This is a genomic window from Betaproteobacteria bacterium, assembly GCA_016791345.1.
Classification (GTDB): Bacteria; Pseudomonadota; Gammaproteobacteria; order Burkholderiales; family JAEUMW01; genus JAEUMW01.
This window is the reverse complement of record JAEUMW010000126.1, coordinates 22,705-39,814: the sequence shown is the minus strand read 5'-3', so window position 1 is coordinate 39,814 and position 17,110 is coordinate 22,705. Positions and strand designations below refer to the sequence as shown.

The following is a 17,110-nucleotide window of genomic DNA, read 5'->3' as shown; positions in this document are numbered from 1 at the left end:
GATCTCATCCGCTCACGCATCAAGGTGAAGTCGCTCAACTTCATGCGCGGACGCACCTTCATCAACAAGTTCCTGATCATCGACGAGTGCCAGAACCTGACGCCGAAGCAGATGAAGACGCTCATCACGCGCGCCGGACCGGGCACTAAGGTGGTCTGCCTCGGCAACATCTCGCAGATCGATACGCCCTACCTCACGGAGGGCAGTTCCGGACTCACGTACGTCGTCGACCGCTTCAAGGGCTGGAGCCACAGCGGTCATGTCACCCTGCAGCGCGGCGAGCGATCGCGGCTGGCCGATCACGCGGCAGAGATCCTTTAGGCGGGACCTCGACGCATGCCCGACATCGAAAGCCCCAGCAGCGCCACCGGCGCTCGAGTGCGCAGAATGCCTGTCAGCGCACCGACCCGAAACGGTGACGCAGACCGATCAGCGGTTGTTCCAGGCAATAGTAGGAAAGCGCGGCGAACGCGATGCTGAAGACGACGCGCGCGACCGCCACCTCCTCCTTCCCGGAAAGCAGCCCGTCAAGAAACGGCAGCGGCACCAGGTGCCACACGTAAAGCGAATAGCTCAGTCTGCCGATCCAGGTCGCGATCGGCAGGTTCAGCATTCTGTTGACCACCGTATTGCGACCGGAGAACAGGATGCCGATGAGAATGACCGCGACAGCGGCAGACTGCAGCGTGTAGCGCAGGGTTTCGCGGAACCACGGGTCGCGGATCGCGAAGCAAAGCAAGAGCACCGCCGCGGCAATCGCAATCGGCAGCGGGCGCGCGAGGCGGCGCACCAGATCCCGCCCCCGGTTCGCTTCGCAGAGTACGGCGACCAGCACGCCGACGGCGAGAGAATCGAGACGGAACTGGGTCTCGTACATGAAATACAAGGTCTGGAGCCGCTCCGGGAAGACGGCAGCGCCGATGAGACGCAAAGCCAGGGCACCGATACATACCGCCACCAGCACTGTCGCAAGCCGTTTCGGGTTGCCGTGCGCGGCGACGAAGACGGCAGGAAACAGGATGTAGAAGTGCTCCTCGACCGACAGCGACCAGAAGATGGAAAAAGGCATCGTTCCACCCTCTTTTCCCTCGATCGAGAATCCGGCATAGAGATAGTTGGCAAAATAGAAGAGTGCCGAGGCAGGTTCCGGCCAGTGAATCGGCGCCTGTCTGAAGTAAAAGAGAGCGACGATGACGACCGTGTAGACGCCGATGGCCGGATACAGCCGCAGAAATCTGCGGATGTAGAAATTCCTGAGTGAAACGCGTTCTCGCGCCTTCAACTCTGCGAACAACAGGCGCGTGATGAGAAAGCCGCTGATGACGAAGAACACCAGCACGCCGAATCCGCCGGGAAATATCGCGCTTACGAAGTGCGAGAAAAGGACGAGGAGGATGCTGATCGCACGCAACCCGTCCAGACAGGGAATGGCGCCGAAGCGGGCCGACATCTCCGCGTCAGTGAGGTAGTACCTGCGCTCGACGTGTCTGCTCCCGGGCTGGTGATCGCGCGCGACATCGCGGCCTGCATCAGTGAACGTGCCGATAATCGTTCTTATCAATGCGATAGAACCTCTGGAAAGCAAAGCGATGGAGGGGGACGGGCGATGGGGCGCCACTTGGTGTTTGTTGCCTTTATAGCAAAGATGGCTGCGTTGGGAAACACCCACGGCAAGACAGCCAGGGCGACTCCGAGCAGGAACGCATGCCGCAGCGGGCCACACGGCATCTGTCACGGCTGCCTCGCGCAGATGCGCAAGGATCTCGAACGCGGCGTACCCGAAGTACACTAACGGCCAACGCTGCCGCCGTGCCTGCGGTCGCGGCTCGCGCGTCGATCCGCATCGCGGCCGCGCGCTGCGACCGCCGATTTCCAACCGCTTCTCACCGGAGCCTCCCATGAACGATCCCTTCAAGCAGCAGGGCGCCTTCAGCTGGTGCGAGCTCATGACCCCCGACGTGAACGCCGCGAAGCACTTCTACGCGCAGCTCTTCGGCTGGCAGATGCAGGACATGGCGATGGAAGGCATGGATTATTCGGTGGTGAGCGTGGCCGGCGCGCCGGTGGGCGGCATCATGGCACCGCCGAAACAGTGCGCGACGATGCCGCCGCAGTGGGGCGTCTATGTCACTGTCGCAGACGTCGACGCGACTGCCCGGCAGGCAGTCGAGCTCGGCGGAACGCTGCTCTTTCCGCCGCGCGAGATCCCCGGCGTCGGCCGCTTCTGCCTGCTGCAGGATCCGCAGGGCGCGGTCTTCTACGCGATCACCTATACCGCGCCGGGCAGCGCGACGGCCTGAAGCATGGCGGCAGGATGGATCCGCGCTATCCGCGCGGTGCCCTGGACCGATGTCGTCGCGGCGGCGCCCGTGGTGCTGGGCACCGCCAGGAAAATGGTCGCCGCGCTGCAGAGGAAAATTCGGGCAGAGCAAGCTGCCGCGCCCGAGGCGGTCGCGCCCGCTGTCGGCGGGCCGCAACTCCACGCACTGCACGAACGCATCGTGGAACTCGAGACGGATCTCGTCTCGGCGACCGAGGTGATCCGCAGTCTCGCCGATCAGCATGCCCAGGTCGTCGCGACGCTGGAAGCGCTGCGGCAGAAGACGCGCCTGCTCGGCTGGGTGTCGGCACTGCTCGCAGCGGCCATGGGCGGTCTCGCGCTGTGGATCGCATTGCGCTGACGCCCGTCGCTCGCGTCATCCCGGCTTCCTATCGATCAGGAGACGCTCCATGAACCTTGCGCTGCGCGGCGCCGCGGCCGCCGTCCTCGGATTGGCAGCGTGTAGCCAGATGCCCGACGCCCCGCCTTCCTCGATTCCGCCGGGCAGCCGGCAGTACGAATACACGTGCGCCGACGGCACCCGCTTCGGCGTGCTCATGTGGCCGTCCGGGGATCGTGCGCGACTCGAACTGGGTGGCGTCCTGTACGAGATCAAGCAGGTGCGCAGTGGCTCCGGCGCCCGCTTCAGCGACGGCACCACGGTCTATTGGTCGAAGGGTCGCGAGGCCACCATCGAGCGCAGCGGCAGGGTCATCCATCGCGACTGCAGAACCGAAGACTGATGCAACGCTTGCGACCCCTTTTCCCCGAGGTTAGGCTTGCAGCCGTCGATCTGCTGGAGGTGAGCCGTGAAGATGGGGGAAGGTCCGCGCAACGTTCTCGGCGGCATGCTTGAGTCGTGCTGCACGTCGCCGCTGACGGGCTTTTTCCGCACCGGGCGCTGCGACACGAGTCCGCAGGATGTCGGGCTGCACGTCGTCTGTGCGAGGATGACGGCGGAGTTTCTCGCGTTTTCGAGCACCCGGGGCAACGACCTCTCGACGCCGGCACCGGCGTCCGGCTTTCCCGGTCTGCAGCCGGGTGACAAGTGGTGTCTGTGCGCGGCGCGGTGGAAGGAAGCGCTCGCAGCCGGCGTCGCACCGCCAGTGGTGCTCGGCGCAACTCACGAAGCGGCGCTCGAGGTCGTCAGTCTTGCGGACTTGAAGCGTCACGCCCTCGATCTCAACTAGGGCCGACGCCGCCGGAATGGAGCGCGTCCGTTGCGGTTGGTGCCGGTCCGATCCCCTCTATGTCGCCTATCACGACGCGGAATGGGGTGTACCGGTGCACGACGATCGCCGCCTGTTCGAGATGCTCATCCTCGAAGGCGCGCAGGCCGGGCTGTCGTGGCTCACCATCCTCAGGAAACGCGAAGGCTATCGCCGGGTCTTCGCCGGCTTCGATCCCGAGCGCATCGCCCGCTTCGACGCGCAGCAGATGCAGACGCTGCTTGCCGACCCGGGCATCGTGCGCAACCGGCTGAAGGTGGCGGCGGCGATCGGCAACGCGCGTGCATACCTGCGGCTCGTCGACGATGGCGAGAGCCTCGATCGCTTCCTCTGGCGCTTCGTGGGCGGTGCGCCGCAGCAGCCGGCGCGACGCACGCTCGCCGAGGTGCCGGCGCATACGCCGGAATCCGATGCCATGAGCAAGGCATTGCTCGCGCGCGGCTTCAAATTCGTGGGTTCCACCATCTGCTACGCGCTCATGCAGTCGGTCGGCATGGTGAACGACCACACCGTCGACTGCTTCCGCCACGGCGAGCTGTCGGTACCCGGGAAGACCGCATGAGATTCGCCGCCGCTGGTATCGCGTGGATCGCCGTCGGAGCCTGTGTCGCGGTGCTCTGCGCGTGTGCGTCGACACCGGCGGAACCCGCACTGACGAGCGCGCAGCGCGCCAAGATCGCGCTCGACCTGTCGACGCTCGACGAGCGCGGTCTGCGCGGTCCGCCTCGGGGTCTGCGGTCGATGAGCTACGAGTTCTGCATTCCGGCAAACGAACGTTACGCCACCGAGGTGCAGCACATCGATCCGACACTCGAACTCATGCGCGGCTCGCGCGGGCGCATCGGCTGCACGAAGGATCAGTACCTCTGCGTCGGGCAGACCGGCCAGCGCAACTATCGCCAGGTCCTGGAGCGGCTCGCGGCGCTTGACTACACGAGCCGGATTGTCGAAAGTACCTTCGAATAGCGCCTCGCAGCATGCCGAGGCGGTTTTGCAGGACACGGGAGCTTCGATGAGAATCAGTGCCAGCACGGTGAGCGCGGCAGCGCTTGCCGCCGTCGCCCTCGCGGGGTGCGCCAACTTCCCGCCGCAGCCTATCACGTTGTGGTCGCCGCCGCCGCGCGTGACCGGCACGGTGTTCTATCGGTACGTCGAGCCGCTGCCGGCAAGCGCCGTGGTGGACGTGAAGCTCGTGCAGTCGGCCACGGCCGACCAGTCCGAGACGGTGGTGAGTGAGCAGAACATCAGCAGCATCTGCAACTTCATCGACCCGCCCTGCAACGGCCCCGTGTTCTACGAACTGCCCTACGATCCGGAGAAAATCGATGCCGCACGTGAATACCGCGTCAGTGCGCGCATTCTCGACGGCGACAGGACGCTCTACGCGTCCGACACGCCGAACCGCGTGCTGACCGGCGGCCACGCGCGCAATACCCAGATCCTGGTAGCGAAGCAGCCCTGATTCTGCCGGCGGGCGGCGCTCCGTTACCGCGTGCGGCGCTGCGCCGCTCGGAGGGTTTCCCATGAACGCGCCAACCGCCGCACCCCTGAGTCGGCTCGACCTCGCCCACCGCTACCGCGAGGTGCGCGCACAGACCGAGCGGCTCTGTACGCTGCTCGCGACCGACGATTATCAGGTGCAGAGCGCGCTCGAGACGAGCCCGCCGAAGTGGCACCTCGCGCACGTCTCGTGGTTCTTCGAGACCTTTCTGCTGAAGCCCGAGTCGGCTCGCTACCGGCTCTTCCACCCGGTCTTCGAGCAGATATTCAACTCCTATTACGAAACGGTGGGGTCGTATCACCCGCGTGCCCGGCGCGGTGTACTGTCGCGGCCGACGGTGGAAGAGGTCTACCGTTACCGCCGGCACGTCGACGAGGCCATGCTCGGCCTCATCGACACGATCCCGGATACACACTGGGGCGAGATGGCAGCGCGCGTGACACTCGGCCTGCATCACGAGCAGCAGCATCAGGAACTGCTCCTGATGGACATCAAGCACAACTTCGCGGCAAACCCGCTGCGCCCCGCGTATCAGCCCGGGCCGAGCGCGCCCGTCACTTCGGACGCGCCGTTGCGCTGGATCGAGTGTCCCGGCGGCATCGTCGAGATCGGCCACGCGGGCAACGGCTTTGCGTTCGACAACGAGACGCCGCGTCACGCCGTGCTGCTGCACGATCACGCGCTCGCATCCCGGCTCACCACGAACGGCGAGTACCTGGACTTCATGACGGCGGGCGGTTACGACGACGTGCGTCTCTGGCTGGCCGACGGCTGGGCAAAGCGGCACGAGCACGCTTGGCACGCACCGCTCTACTGGGAAGTGCGGGATGGGCAGTGGTGGCAGATGACGCTCGGCGGAATGCGCCCGCTTAAGTTGGGCGAACCCGTGTGCCACGTGAGCTTCTACGAGGCAGACGCATACGCACGCTGGGCGGGCAGACGTCTGCCGCGCGAGGAGGAACTCGAAACAATGCTCGTCACGCAGACGGTCGACGGCAACTTCGTCGAGTCCGGTCTGCTGCACCCCCACGCCGCTGCCGACGGCGACGGACAGTGGTATGGCGACGTGTGGGAATGGACGCGCTCGGCTTACGCCCCCTATCCCGGCTTCGTGCCGCTCGCCGGATCGCTCGGCGAGTACAACGGCAAGTTCATGGCGAACCAGATGGTGCTGCGCGGCGGCTCGTGCGTGACACCGCAATCACATCTGCGCGAGACCTACCGCAACTTCTTCTACCCGCACGACCGCTGGCCGTTCGCCGGTATTCGGCTCGCCGCTGATCGATGAGGTTCCGCGCGGCCGGCCGGCTGCCGCGCTCAGTACCCCAGCTCCTGGCGCCGCGCCTGGGCCGTCGGCAGCGCCGTCTCGCGGCTCCAGATCACCGGCAACTCGGCCGCCCGGTCGGCGTTGAGAGCGACCCAGGGCCGCTGCTCTTCGGTCAGATCGAACTCCTCGAAGATCGCGTGCACGGGGCAGGCCGGGATGCACGCGCCGCAGTCGATGCAGGCGACGGGATCGATGTAGACCCTGAGCTCGTCGCCGTGAAAGCACGCCACCGGACAGGCGTGCACGCAGTCGGTGAAACGGCAGCCGTCGCAGTTTTCGGTGACGACGTGCGTCATCACCGGTCTCCGCCGGGCTGCCGTGCGGCGATCCCGCTCCTCATGCCGCGGCTGCGGCCGGCGTCGGCACGGTATCGGTCGCTGCCACCGGCACCGGTTCGACTTCCACCAGATTGTCCGAGAAGCTCGGCGCCTGCCCCAGATTGCAGTGCCGGGCCGAGCTGATGCAGTTCACCGCCGTGCCCGTCCGCGACAATCCCGGCCAGTAGCCGAGCGAGGCCGCGACCACCCCCTGCAGCGTATCCTCCGTGAGCTCGGCCCGGCCTTCGAATGCGCCGCGGTCGTTGTGCACGCGCACCCGCTGTCCGTTGCGGATGCCGCGCGCTGCCGCGTCCACCGGATGGATGAGCACGATCTGCTCGCCCTGCCGCAGTTGCTGAACGGTCTCGTTCGCATATTGTGAATTCAGGAATCCGTGCGACTTGGGCGAGACGATGTTGAGCGGGTACCTGGCCGCGAGCGCCGGATTCGACGCCGGCGACTCATACGGCGGCAGGTAGTCGGGCACCGGATCGATCGGTGTGCCGGGCTGCATGCCCTCGTACATCGACCGCCATGCCGGTACCACGAAGTTGCCGTTCCCGGCCTGTGTCGTCTTCAGTTCGCACTTGCCGCTCGGCGTGGGGAAGTTGCCCTCGGCATGCGGTGTCCGCTGGTCGACGGCCCCGACGTTGAGGTGCGCATAGCCTTCCTCGACCAGCCGCTCGTAGGTGATGCCCTCCATCACCGGTGCGCTCCAGTCGACGAAATCGCGGATCATCTGCTCGTCGCTGCGCTTCCAGTAGTCGTCGTCGAAACCCATGGTGCGCGCGAGCCGCCGGAAGAGCTCGGCGTTCGAGACGCATTCGCCCGGCGGCTCGATCGCCTGCTGGTTGAGCGTGAAATAGAAGTGGCCCCAGGAGAACATGAGGTCGAGCTGCTCCGCCTGCATCGCTGCCGGCAGCAGGATATCGGCGTACTTCGCCGTGTCCGTGACGAAGAGCTCGCTCACCACGGTAAAGAGATCCTCACGCGCGAGCCCCTGGCGGATCTTGTTCTGCTCCGGTGCCTGTGACATCGGATTGGCGTTGTAGACCATCATCGACTTGATGGGCGGGTCGAGTTCCGTCAGCGCGGCGCCGAGCTCGGTCAGGTTCACCACGCGCGTGCCCGGGCGGATCCAGTCCGGCCGGCAGACATCGGCAAGCTTGAGCGGAAACGCCCACAGCGGCATCTCCAGCGCGCCACCGCCGGGATGACGCCAGGAGCCCACCAGCGCCGGCAGGCACGTCACCGCGCGTATCGCCTGGCCGCCGTTGTGGTGCCGCTCGAGCGCCACGCCGAGGCGGATCACCGAGGGCTGCGTGGTCGCGAACTCGCGCGCAAGCTGGCGGATGTCATCCGCCGACACACCGGTGATGGCGGCCACCTTCTCCGGCGGATACTGCCGCGCGCGCGCCTTGAGCTCGTCGAAGCCGACCGTGTAGTTGGCGACGTAGTCGTGATCGACCAGATCCTCGCCGATGATCACGTTCATGAGACCGAGCGCGAGCGCGGCATCGGTGCCCGGCTTCGGCCGGATGTGCCAGTCCGCCTGCTTGGCGGTGCGCGTGCGCACGGGGTCGATGACGACGACTTTCGCGCCCTTCTTCTTCGCTTCGAGAATGAACGGCCAATGGTGCAGGTTGGTGGTGAGCGTGTTCACCGCCCACAGCACGATGTATTTCGAGACGGCGAAACTCTCCGGGTCCACGCCGCCGCTCGGCCCCACCGTCATGAGCCACGCCGTCGACGACCCGGACGCACAGAAGGTCTTCTCCGCCACCGTGGAACCGAGCCGGTTGAAGAAGGCATCGCCCGCGGTGAGGCCGTTGATGAGCCCTTCGTGGCCGAGATAACAGAACGGGAGGATCGCCTGCCCGCCATCACGGGCAATGATGTCGGTCCAGCGGCTTTTGATTTCGCCGAGCGCCTCGTCCCACGAGATGCGCGCGAACTGGCCGCTGCCCTTCGGTCCCGTGCGCTTCATCGGGTAGAGCAGCCGATCGGGGTTGTAGTGATGCTCGGCGAAATCCTTGAGCTTGATGCAGAGACCGCCGCGCGTCATCGGATGATCCGGATTGCCGCGCACGTCGACCAGCTTGCCGTCCTCCACCGTGTACAGCATGGCACACGTGTCGGGACAGTCCTGCGGACAGGCGCCCTTGACGACTTTCTCTTCGCAGTTGTGGGTAGACATGAGCCAGCCTCCTGAAGAGCGCCGTTCCGGCGCACCGAACATGACCGGAGAGATCGACCTGCGGCAAAGCAAGGGACCTGTCCGCCCGAGTGCCACATTCCGCCGCGCGATGTCGCGCTGCCAGCGAAGCGCGCGAGCTGATTTCTGCAGTCGGAGTTAACGCAATCGACCGGCGACAGTCAACCGCGATCGAGGCAGGGTTTTGGCGGGGCTAGAGGCCGGCGCCGCCGGGCGCGGGCGTGGGATCCGGAGCGGGGGAGTTGAAGCGTGCCAGATACTCGCTGACCTGTCGTGCCGGCAGCGGTCGGCTGAAGTGATAGCCCTGCATGACGTCGCAGCCGAAGGTACGCAGCGCCTCGACGTGTTCCGGCTTCTCGACGCCCTCGGCGACGAGGGAGAGGCCGAAACCGCGCGCGATGCCGCTCATCGCCGAGACTATCGACGCGCTTGAACTGCGCGCGCCGAGATCGCGAACGAAGCTCTGGTCGATCTTGATGCCGCTGATCGGCAGCGACTGCAGGTAGCCGAGCGTGGAGTAGCGGGTGCCGAAGTCGTCGATGGCGATGCGCACGCCGGAGCGACGCAGCTGGCCGGCCCGATCGGCGACGGCATCGAGATCCTCGACGAGGGCACCTTCCGTGATCTCGAGTTCGAGCGAATCCGCCGCGACGGCGTGGCGCCTGAGGGTATCGACGACGCAGTCGACCAGATCCGCCCGGTCGAATTCGCGCGCGGAGAGGTTGACCGCCATGCGCAGGTCCGTGAAACCCTGCGTCTGCCAGACGCGCAGGTCGGCACAGGCCGCATCGAGCACGCGCTCGCCCAAGCCGTAGATGAGTCCGCTTTCCTCGGCGATGTGGACGAAGCGGCTGGGATCCATCAGTCCGTGCGTCGGGTGGCGCCAGCGCACGAGGGCCTCGAGCGCTTCGACCTGTCCGGTCGAAAGATTGTGAATCGGCTGGTAATGCAGCTCCAGCCCGCCCTGGTCGATCGCCGCGCGCAGTTCGTTCTCGAGCTCGACCTTGTGCGCCCAGACGGTGTTCATGTCCGGCGTGAAGTAACCGATGTCATTCTTGCCGCTGCGCTTGGCGTGGTACATCGCGAGATCGGCGTTGCGCACGAGTTCGAGCTCGCTCGCACCGTCGTCGGGATACATCGCGACGCCGACGCTGACGCTGGTGCGAAACTCGCCGTTGCCGAGCAGGAACGGCTCGCGCAGTTCGCCGAGGATCTTCGCCGCCGCCGCGGCTGCCCCGTCACGCCCGCCGAGCTCGGTGACTACGGCGACGAACTCGTCGCCACCCACCCGCGACAGGGTGTCGCTGCCGCGCAGACAGCGCCGCAGGCGCGCGGCGACCTGCTGCAGCAGTTGGTCTCCCTGGACGTGACCGTAGGTGTCATTCACCTTCTTGAAGCCGTCGAGGTCGATGAAGAGCACGGCAAGATGACCCTTCTCGAGAAACATCCGGCGCGCACGAGCGATCGCCTGCCGCAGGCGGTCGAGGAAAAGGGCGCGGTTCGGCAGTCCGGTCAAGGCGTCGTGGGTCGCATGAAAGCTCGAGATCTGCTCCGCCTGCTTGCGGTCCGTGATGTCTCGCGCGACGCCGTAGGTGCCGAGGAAACGCCGGGGCGACTCTCCCTCCGCGGGCGCGTACAGGCCAACCGCGCTCACCACGACCGTCGCCAGCAGCGCCGCGGCACCTTCTGCTCCGTCCGGCGCGCGCCGCCGCAGCCGGATCTCGACGTTGGACGTGGCGCGCGGGCCGGTGCGCCGCTCGCTGCACGCCCACCGGGCGGCTCGCAGATCGTCGTGATGGATGACAGCGGAGTAATGGGCGCCGATCAGCTCTTCCCTCTCGAAGCCGAGCAGCGACGTGAAGCGGTCGTTCACGAACCAGAAGCGACCGTTGGTGTCGAGCGCGAAGATCAGGTCGGGCGAGTGGTGGACAAAGTACTTGTGAAGACGCTCGGATTGCTCGAGCCGTTCCCTCGCGAGGCGTTGCTCCAGGGCCAGGCGGCGCGCTGCCAGAGCGTTGTCGACCGCGCGCCGCAAGGCCGCCGGGTCGAACGGCTTGCGCACGAACTCGACGGCGCCGCAGCGCAGTGCGTTGATCACGGAATCCACGTTGTCGTCACCGCTCATCACGATCACCGACGTGTCCAGGCCACGGTCCCGCATCCAGCGCACCAGTTCCAGTCCGGTACCGTCGGGAAGGTGGATGTTGACGAGTGCCAGGTCGATCGATTTTTCCTGCAGCAGCGCCATCGCGCGGCCGACCGATCCGCACTGAACGACTTCCCGGCCCGGCCCCCGGAGCAGTCTCGCCACGAGCCCGCGCAGGCGCGCGTCGTCATCGACGAGGAGCACCTGCATGTCCTGCGGGATCTGCGACAGCGGCGCAGGATGGGGAACGAATCCTTCTTGCTCGGTGGTCATCCAGACTCCAAACGGCTTCTGCCGGGTCGTCGCAGCAGTCTCTCTGCCGCGCCGTCGGCACGATGGAACAGCGGCACAACTCAATAAGGGAAGGACCGCCCGGCCGGATCAAAGCGGTGGTAATCAAGAGCCCGAACCCTTCCCCTGGTAGTCGCGGTTCGAGCCGGGCAGCCAGCCGGCGTGGACTTCGATTCAGCTGGTCAGCGTCTTGCGCGCTGTGGTCGGCCAGGAAATTGGAGATGTCCCGGTGTCCGACATTGTGCGAACCCTGGCAGCAGACCGCCGGCATGATTGACGAACGGCAGCCGCGCCGGTCCGCGCGGATGGAGACGCGCCGGTGCTCGCTGGTCAGTCGGCCGGGATGGCGTCTGGCAGTTTCATGGTCACGCGGATGGTTCCGTCGACCCTTTCTTCCGTCATCGGGAAGCCGCTCCGCGCGAAGACCGACACCATCGCGCGATTCTCGGGCAGCACCTCGGCCTCGAACTGCCCGATTCCCCGTTCGCGCGCGATGACCGCCAGGTGGTGGAGGATGCGTCCGGCGATCCCGAGGCCGTGGTAGTCCTCCTCGACGATGAAGCCGACCTCTGCGCTGCAGACGGTTGGCGATCGCGTGCATGCCGTATAGCTGCCCGCGCCGATGACGGTCTCCTCCGCACCGTTCGCGATGGTGACCAGGAGCACGACTCGTCGCTCGAAGTCGATCTCCGTGGCGCGCTTGAGGTCCGCTTCGCTGAGTTCGTCCTTGTAGGCGAAGAAGCGCGTGTAGATCGACTCCGGTTCCAGCTTGTGGAAGGCGGCGATCAGGCGCTCCCGATCGCTCGGCCGCACCGCGCGGATCGTCACCGAAATGCCATTGCGGAGGGTCTCGCTGACGGCGTAGCGGCATTCGTTGCTCATCGTGCCTCCCTGTGCAGGGTTACGCGGTCGCCGGCAGCATGGGACGCCGCGCAGGCGGCGATAAATCGCCCCGTCACGAGCCGTCCCCCCAGCAACCGAGGGTGTGATACCGGGCAGCATCCAGAAGCGCCGGCGCTCCCGCCAAAGGGTGCTCGGCGGCAAACGCTTCGGACGACACGGCAAGCAGTCCGGCGCGCGTTTGCGGATCGCGCGCCGCGACCTCCAGGGCCTCGGGATCGACAAACGACAGACGCCCGGCTTCGGCGCGCGCATAGATGCGACCGCTGTCGCGATCGGCGAAGGTGAGTGATGCGAGTCGACGCGCGCAATCGCGCAGGAACTGCGTGTTGCAGTCGGCAGCCATCGCGGCCGCCCCGGGATAGACCTGCTCGGGTTGCCTCGCATCGACGTCGATCTTCCGGTACCGATCGATATCGAGCAGACGCTTCACGTCGAGTATCACCATGTCGCCGTTCCAGCCGAAGGCCACCGTGCGCGGGCGCTCGCCGTAGGGGACGTCGTTGTCGAGGAACTCGTAGTGCACCGCCATGCCGGTGCGCAACGCCCAGGTGAAGAAGAGTTCCGGCATGCCGGTATACGCCTCGACGTTGTGCGCAAGCAGGTCGTCCACCGCCTTGAAGCGGCCGACCTCGAGCCCGCGTTTCCACGAGCGCTCGACGGTCTCGTGCGGCGGCGTGATCATGAAGAACAGGTAGGCGAGCCGCGCGAACCGCGTCAGCAGATTGCTGCCGGCCTCGTCCGAATCTGCCGCAAAGCTGTCGAAGCGGAAACGGTCGATCAGCAGATGCGACATCGTGCGCCGCTCGGCCTTGCGCGCCATGTAAAGGTCGAGCTTCTGGTCCACCACCGCGAGTTCGAGCCCGGTGAACGTCCCGGCGTAGCGGAAGTGCTCGCCGAGCGAGCCGTAGTCGAGCAGATACTTGCGCCAGATGTCCGGACTGATCAGCGCGAAATCGTTCCACGCGACGTCGATCTCGGCGGCGAGCCGCTTCTGCAGCGGTCGCAGGGTGCTCTTCCCCGAAGCCGATGCACCCTTGGTGTTCATCACCACCGGCCGCTCCTGGGTCGGCAGCCATCGATACCCTTCCGCAGCGACGGCACGCGCCACGTGCGGCCCGATCAGGTCGCCGACCACCTCGGCCCCGTGCTCGTTGCAGGCCATGCCGGTGGCAATCGGTGCCAGCAGGCCGGCATCGCCCCAGACGCGGCCGTGCTTCGCCCGGACCACCGAGACGACCCGATGGAGTGCGCGAAAGGCCGCCCGCTCCAGGGAACTCTCCCGCGACCGCGCAGCATGGGCCCAGTTGCGCAACACGCGCTCCTCGCGCTCGGCATCGCTCTCGCGCGGCGGCGCCTCCCGCCTTGCACCCAAGCGGCGCAGCAACGCGGCAAGCGCACCGGACCGCGGAGCCGTTTCCGGTGCAGCGGCACTTTGCAACAAACGCCGCAGCTCGGCGGTGACGACCTCCGAGATGCGCTGTCCCGCCGCCTCGTAGGCGGCGACGATCGTGGCCATGTGCGGCTGGAGGTAGCCGGTAAGGATGGTGTGCGTCATGCGGCGGAAGTTGATGCCGAGATCCTCGACGCGAGAGCCGTCCGGCACCGTGAGATCCGCCGTCACGCGAATCAGGAGCTCATGCACCGCCAGCCGCTGCGGCCGGAACACGACCAGTTCCTCGCGCGGCAAGCCCGTCAGGTCCTGCAGCTCACGCAGGGCGTTGAGGCTCGTGTAGACATTCTCCGGACGGAAGATCGTGGCGAGCGGCGTGAGCCGTGGCGGCAACTCCGACGCGATGCCGGGATTCCACGGCCCATACTCGGCAAGATCGGCAGAAGGCGCGATCGACATGCCCGATGGCCGCGCGCGACCGCTGGCCAGCTACCGCCAGCGCTCGTCGACGCAGGGCTTGGGCTGCTCGCCGCGTTCCTGCGCGAGCGTCGGATAGTCGGTGTATCCCTTGGCGCCGCCGCCGTAGTAAGTGGACGGATCGTCCGCCTGGAGCGGTGCGCCGATGCGCAATCGCTGCGGCAGATCGGGATTGGCGATGAACTTGCGGCCGAAGGCGATGAGATCGCAGCGCCCGGCTTGCAGCCAGGCCGCTGCCGACGCGTGATCGAAGCCGCCCGCGATCATGAGGTTGCCGTGATACTTCTCACGCATCAGTGCGAGAATGCGCGTGGCATCGGCACCCGGTTGCTCTCCGCGGTCCATGGCCGCGGCACCCGGGTTGACGAGGTGCAGATAGGCGAGCCTGAAGTCGTTCAGCTGACTCGCGATGTAGCCGAAGGTCGCCTCGGGGTCGTCGTCGTGCATGTCGTTGAAGGTCCCGAGCGGCGACAGACGCACGCCGACGCGGTCGGGACCCCATACCTCGCACGTCGCCTCGACCACCTCCAGCAGCAGCCGTGCGCGATGCTCGACCGAGCCGCCGTAGGCGTCGGTGCGATGGTTGGTGCCGGAATTGACGAACTGGTCGAGCAGATAACCGTTGGCACCGTGGATCTCGACGCCGTCGAGCCCGGCGCTGCGTGCATGGCGCGCACCGACTGCGTACTGGCGGACGATGTAGGGAATCTCCTCGATCTGCAGCGCGCGCGGTGTGACGAAGGGCACCAGCGTGCCCTCGCCGCGGGCGTCCTCGATGAAGGCATCGCCGGCGGGCCGGATCGCCGATGGCGCGACCGGCAGCATGCCGTCCGGCTGCAGCGCCGGGTGCGAGATGCGGCCGACATGCCAGAGCTGCATGAACATGAGGCCACCCGCCTCGTGCACCGCATCGGCCACCATGCGCCAGCCGGAGATCTGCTCGCGGCTGTGGATCCCCGGCGTCCAGGCGTAACCCTGCCCCTGCATCGACACCTGCGTCGCCTCGCTGATGATCAATGCCGCAGACGCCCGTTGCGCGTAGTAGCAGGCATTGAGCGCAGAGGGAACGTTGCCCGGCTGGCGCGCGCGCGAGCGCGTGAGTGGCGCCATCACCACCCGGTGCGGCAGGGTGTACGGACCAAGCTTGATCGGCTGGAAGAGTTGCTCCGCCGTCGCCTCGGCAACGGCTGCATCGGACTGGGACATGGGGGCCTCCGCGGTGGATGAGCAGACGCGCCCGTTCCTTGAAAGGCGCATGGACGATGGCGCCTATTCTAGCCCGGATGTTCGACTGCGCACCCGGCACGGCGTGTCCAGGGCAGCAGATCGAGCGCACCGGCCGCAGCCATCGGGCGCTCGCAAAACGCCCGCCAAGACTATAAGCTGTGAATCTCACGGAGGCATACCAGGACGTCGGCGACGACGTGGGCCGGCGGGGCATCGCGCGCTTCAGGCGCGGCCACGCGGTCGACGCGGGCACGACATCTGGCGGAGGAGGACTGAGAATGGGCGCGAACGACACCCCCCCGCGCATCGTCGACAGGGATCGGCTGGTCCGGCTGTTCCGCAACTTCCTGCCATCGAGCGCCGTCCTGTGGGAGCAGGAGGATCTGCGGCCGTACGAATGCGACGGCCTCTCGGCGTATCGCCGCCTGCCGATGATCGCCGTGCTGCCGGGCGACGAGCAGGAGGTGGCGAAGGTGCTGAGCATCTGCTTCGAGGCGGGCGTGCCGGTGGTCGCCCGCGGTGCCGGCACCGGACTGTCCGGTGGCGCCTTGCCCATCGAAGAGGGCGTGCTGCTGTCGCTTGCCCGCCTGAAGAGCATTCTCCACATCGATCCGCTCGCGCGTACTGCCCGCGTCCAGCCCGGCGTGCGCAATCTCGCCATCTCCGAAGCCGTGGCCAAGCACGGGCTCTACTATGCGCCCGACCCGTCGAGCCAGATCGCCTGCACCATCGGCGGCAACGTGGCCGAGAACTCGGGCGGCGTGCACTGCCTCAAATACGGGCTGACGGTGCACAACATCCTCAAGCTGCGCATGGCGACGATCGAGGGCGATATTCTCGATATCGGCGCGGATGCGCTGGATGCAGCGGGTTACGACCTGCTCGCGCTGGTGACCGGCTCGGAAGGCCTGCTCGGCGTGGTCACCGAGATCACGGTCAAGCTCACGCCGAAGCCGGAGAAGGCGACGGTGGTCATGGCGGCGTTCGACGACGTGATCCGCGCCGGTGAAGCCGTCGCCAGCCTCATCGCGGCCGGCATCGTGCCGGCAGGTCTGGAGATGATGGACCAGCTCGCCACCCGCGCGGTCGAGGAGTTCGTGCACGCCGGGTATCCCCTCGATGCCGCCGCGATATTGCTGTGTGAAGCGGACGGCACGGCGGCCGAGGTCGAGGCGGAGATCGCGAAGGTGGCCGATGTGCTCCGCGTAAGCGGTGCCACCGACATTCGCGTCTCGCGCGACGAGGCCGAGCGCCTCAAGCTCTGGTCGGGGCGCAAGGCGGCGTTCCCGGCGGTGGGACGCATCAAGCCCGACTACTACTGCATGGATGGCACTATCCCGCGCAAGAACCTGGGCCGGGTGCTGAAGGGTGTCGCCGACCTGTCGGAGGAATTCGGATTGGCCTGCGCCAACGTGTTCCACGCCGGCGACGGCAACCTTCACCCGCTCATCATGTTCGACGCGAACCTGCCGGGTCAGCTCGAGACTGCGGAGCATTTCGGCGCCCGCATCCTCGAGCTGTGCATCGACGCCGGCGGCACCATCACCGGCGAGCACGGCGTCGGTGTCGAGAAGATCGATCAGATGTGCCTGCAATTTCGCGCGACCGAGCTCGAGACGTTCCACGCCGTGAAGCATGCATTCGACGCGCGCACGCTGCTCAACCCGGGCAAGGCCGTACCGACCCTGCACCGCTGTGCCGAGTTCGGTGCCATGCACGTGAAGGCCGGTCAGGAGCGCTTTCCCGACCTGCCGCGGTTCTGATTCC

At 66.6% G+C, this 17,110-nt stretch carries 17 protein-coding genes; 10 read left to right on the top strand and 7 right to left on the bottom strand.

Annotation, left to right across the window (positions count from 1 at the left end):
- The coding region (locus JNK68_05295) for a PhoH family protein (protein MBL8539770.1) at positions 1 to 321 on the top strand (321 nt) is incomplete at its 5' end.
- 73 nt (positions 322 to 394) lie between these two features.
- Here the strand turns inward: JNK68_05295 and JNK68_05290 are convergent.
- The gene (locus JNK68_05290; protein ID MBL8539769.1) at positions 395 to 1,561 is read right to left on the bottom strand and encodes an acyltransferase; all 1,167 of its coding nucleotides are present in this window, start codon (positions 1,559 to 1,561) and stop codon (positions 395 to 397) included.
- Positions 1,562 to 1,898: 337 nt separating this feature from the next.
- Here JNK68_05290 and JNK68_05285 point away from each other — a divergent pair, with 337 nt between their 5' ends.
- From JNK68_05285 to egtB, 8 genes are all read left to right on the top strand, one after another.
- Positions 1,899 to 2,300: a VOC family protein gene (locus tag JNK68_05285; GenBank protein ID MBL8539768.1), complete on the top strand. Its 402-nt coding sequence runs from the start codon at positions 1,899 to 1,901 to the stop codon at positions 2,298 to 2,300.
- Positions 2,301 to 2,303: 3 nt separating this feature from the next.
- The gene (locus JNK68_05280) at positions 2,304 to 2,681 is read left to right on the top strand and encodes a hypothetical protein (protein ID MBL8539767.1); all 378 of its coding nucleotides are present in this window, start codon (positions 2,304 to 2,306) and stop codon (positions 2,679 to 2,681) included.
- 49 nt (positions 2,682 to 2,730) lie between these two features.
- A complete protein-coding gene (locus JNK68_05275) occupies positions 2,731 to 3,063 on the top strand; it encodes an MliC family protein (protein ID MBL8539766.1) in 333 nt (110 codons plus the stop codon).
- 72 nt (positions 3,064 to 3,135) lie between these two features.
- Positions 3,136 to 3,510, top strand: a complete 375-nt coding sequence (locus tag JNK68_05270) for a DUF2237 domain-containing protein (GenBank protein MBL8539765.1) — start codon at positions 3,136 to 3,138, stop codon at positions 3,508 to 3,510.
- A gap of 16 nt (positions 3,511 to 3,526) precedes the next feature.
- The gene (locus JNK68_05265) at positions 3,527 to 4,111 is read left to right on the top strand and encodes a DNA-3-methyladenine glycosylase I (GenBank protein MBL8539764.1); all 585 of its coding nucleotides are present in this window, start codon (positions 3,527 to 3,529) and stop codon (positions 4,109 to 4,111) included.
- A 50-nt stretch (positions 4,112 to 4,161) separates the two neighbouring features.
- Positions 4,162 to 4,515, top strand: a complete 354-nt coding sequence (locus JNK68_05260) for a hypothetical protein (GenBank protein ID MBL8539763.1) — start codon at positions 4,162 to 4,164, stop codon at positions 4,513 to 4,515.
- A gap of 46 nt (positions 4,516 to 4,561) precedes the next feature.
- Positions 4,562 to 5,011, top strand: a complete 450-nt coding sequence (locus JNK68_05255; GenBank protein MBL8539762.1) for a YbaY family lipoprotein — start codon at positions 4,562 to 4,564, stop codon at positions 5,009 to 5,011.
- 61 nt (positions 5,012 to 5,072) lie between these two features.
- The gene (gene egtB / locus JNK68_05250; protein MBL8539761.1) at positions 5,073 to 6,338 is read left to right on the top strand and encodes an ergothioneine biosynthesis protein EgtB; all 1,266 of its coding nucleotides are present in this window, start codon (positions 5,073 to 5,075) and stop codon (positions 6,336 to 6,338) included.
- A gap of 29 nt (positions 6,339 to 6,367) precedes the next feature.
- On the opposite strand, the gene JNK68_05245 is transcribed toward egtB, so the two are convergent.
- The 6 genes from JNK68_05245 to JNK68_05220 all read right to left on the bottom strand — a co-directional run bounded on the left by JNK68_05245 (position 6,368) and on the right by JNK68_05220 (position 15,322).
- Entirely contained in the window at positions 6,368 to 6,673 is a 306-nt protein-coding gene (locus tag JNK68_05245; protein MBL8539760.1) for a 4Fe-4S dicluster domain-containing protein, read from the bottom strand.
- A gap of 40 nt (positions 6,674 to 6,713) precedes the next feature.
- A complete protein-coding gene (locus tag JNK68_05240) occupies positions 6,714 to 8,891 on the bottom strand; it encodes a molybdopterin-dependent oxidoreductase (protein ID MBL8539759.1) in 2,178 nt (725 codons plus the stop codon).
- Between the two features lie 211 nt (positions 8,892 to 9,102).
- A complete protein-coding gene (locus tag JNK68_05235) occupies positions 9,103 to 11,328 on the bottom strand; it encodes an EAL domain-containing protein (protein MBL8539758.1) in 2,226 nt (741 codons plus the stop codon).
- 348 nt (positions 11,329 to 11,676) lie between these two features.
- Positions 11,677 to 12,228 (bottom strand): GNAT family N-acetyltransferase, encoded by a 552-nt coding sequence (locus tag JNK68_05230; protein MBL8539757.1) that lies wholly within the window; start codon positions 12,226 to 12,228, stop codon positions 11,677 to 11,679.
- Positions 12,229 to 12,301: 73 nt separating this feature from the next.
- A complete protein-coding gene (locus tag JNK68_05225; protein ID MBL8539756.1) occupies positions 12,302 to 14,098 on the bottom strand; it encodes a hypothetical protein in 1,797 nt (598 codons plus the stop codon).
- 30 nt (positions 14,099 to 14,128) lie between these two features.
- The gene (locus tag JNK68_05220) at positions 14,129 to 15,322 is read right to left on the bottom strand and encodes an alkene reductase (GenBank protein MBL8539755.1); all 1,194 of its coding nucleotides are present in this window, start codon (positions 15,320 to 15,322) and stop codon (positions 14,129 to 14,131) included.
- Between the two features lie 299 nt (positions 15,323 to 15,621).
- Between JNK68_05220 and JNK68_05215 the strand changes: the two genes are divergently transcribed.
- The gene (locus JNK68_05215; protein ID MBL8539754.1) at positions 15,622 to 17,106 is read left to right on the top strand and encodes an FAD-binding protein; all 1,485 of its coding nucleotides are present in this window, start codon (positions 15,622 to 15,624) and stop codon (positions 17,104 to 17,106) included.
- Positions 17,107 to 17,110: the final 4 nt, after the last annotated feature.

What these genes read in the sequence shown, in the direction of transcription:
- JNK68_05280 (MBL8539767.1), top strand. Translation starts at nt 2,304, where the DNA reads ATGGCGGCAGGATGGATCCGCGCTATCCGCGCGGTGCCCTGGACCGAT.
- JNK68_05220 (MBL8539755.1), bottom strand. Translation starts at nt 15,322, where the DNA reads ATGTCCCAGTCCGATGCAGCCGTTGCCGAGGCGACGGCGGAGCAACTC.
- JNK68_05230 (MBL8539757.1), bottom strand. Translation starts at nt 12,228, where the DNA reads ATGAGCAACGAATGCCGCTACGCCGTCAGCGAGACCCTCCGCAATGGC.
- JNK68_05225 (MBL8539756.1), bottom strand. Translation starts at nt 14,098, where the DNA reads ATGTCGATCGCGCCTTCTGCCGATCTTGCCGAGTATGGGCCGTGGAAT.
- egtB (MBL8539761.1), top strand. Translation starts at nt 5,073, where the DNA reads ATGAACGCGCCAACCGCCGCACCCCTGAGTCGGCTCGACCTCGCCCAC.
- JNK68_05240 (MBL8539759.1), bottom strand. Translation starts at nt 8,891, where the DNA reads ATGTCTACCCACAACTGCGAAGAGAAAGTCGTCAAGGGCGCCTGTCCG.
- JNK68_05245 (MBL8539760.1), bottom strand. Translation starts at nt 6,673, where the DNA reads ATGACGCACGTCGTCACCGAAAACTGCGACGGCTGCCGTTTCACCGAC.
- JNK68_05270 (MBL8539765.1), top strand. Translation starts at nt 3,136, where the DNA reads ATGGGGGAAGGTCCGCGCAACGTTCTCGGCGGCATGCTTGAGTCGTGC.
- JNK68_05275 (MBL8539766.1), top strand. Translation starts at nt 2,731, where the DNA reads ATGAACCTTGCGCTGCGCGGCGCCGCGGCCGCCGTCCTCGGATTGGCA.
- JNK68_05265 (MBL8539764.1), top strand. Translation starts at nt 3,527, where the DNA reads ATGGAGCGCGTCCGTTGCGGTTGGTGCCGGTCCGATCCCCTCTATGTC.
- JNK68_05215 (MBL8539754.1), top strand. Translation starts at nt 15,622, where the DNA reads ATGGGCGCGAACGACACCCCCCCGCGCATCGTCGACAGGGATCGGCTG.
- JNK68_05285 (MBL8539768.1), top strand. Translation starts at nt 1,899, where the DNA reads ATGAACGATCCCTTCAAGCAGCAGGGCGCCTTCAGCTGGTGCGAGCTC.
- JNK68_05235 (MBL8539758.1), bottom strand. Translation starts at nt 11,328, where the DNA reads ATGACCACCGAGCAAGAAGGATTCGTTCCCCATCCTGCGCCGCTGTCG.
- JNK68_05255 (MBL8539762.1), top strand. Translation starts at nt 4,562, where the DNA reads ATGAGAATCAGTGCCAGCACGGTGAGCGCGGCAGCGCTTGCCGCCGTC.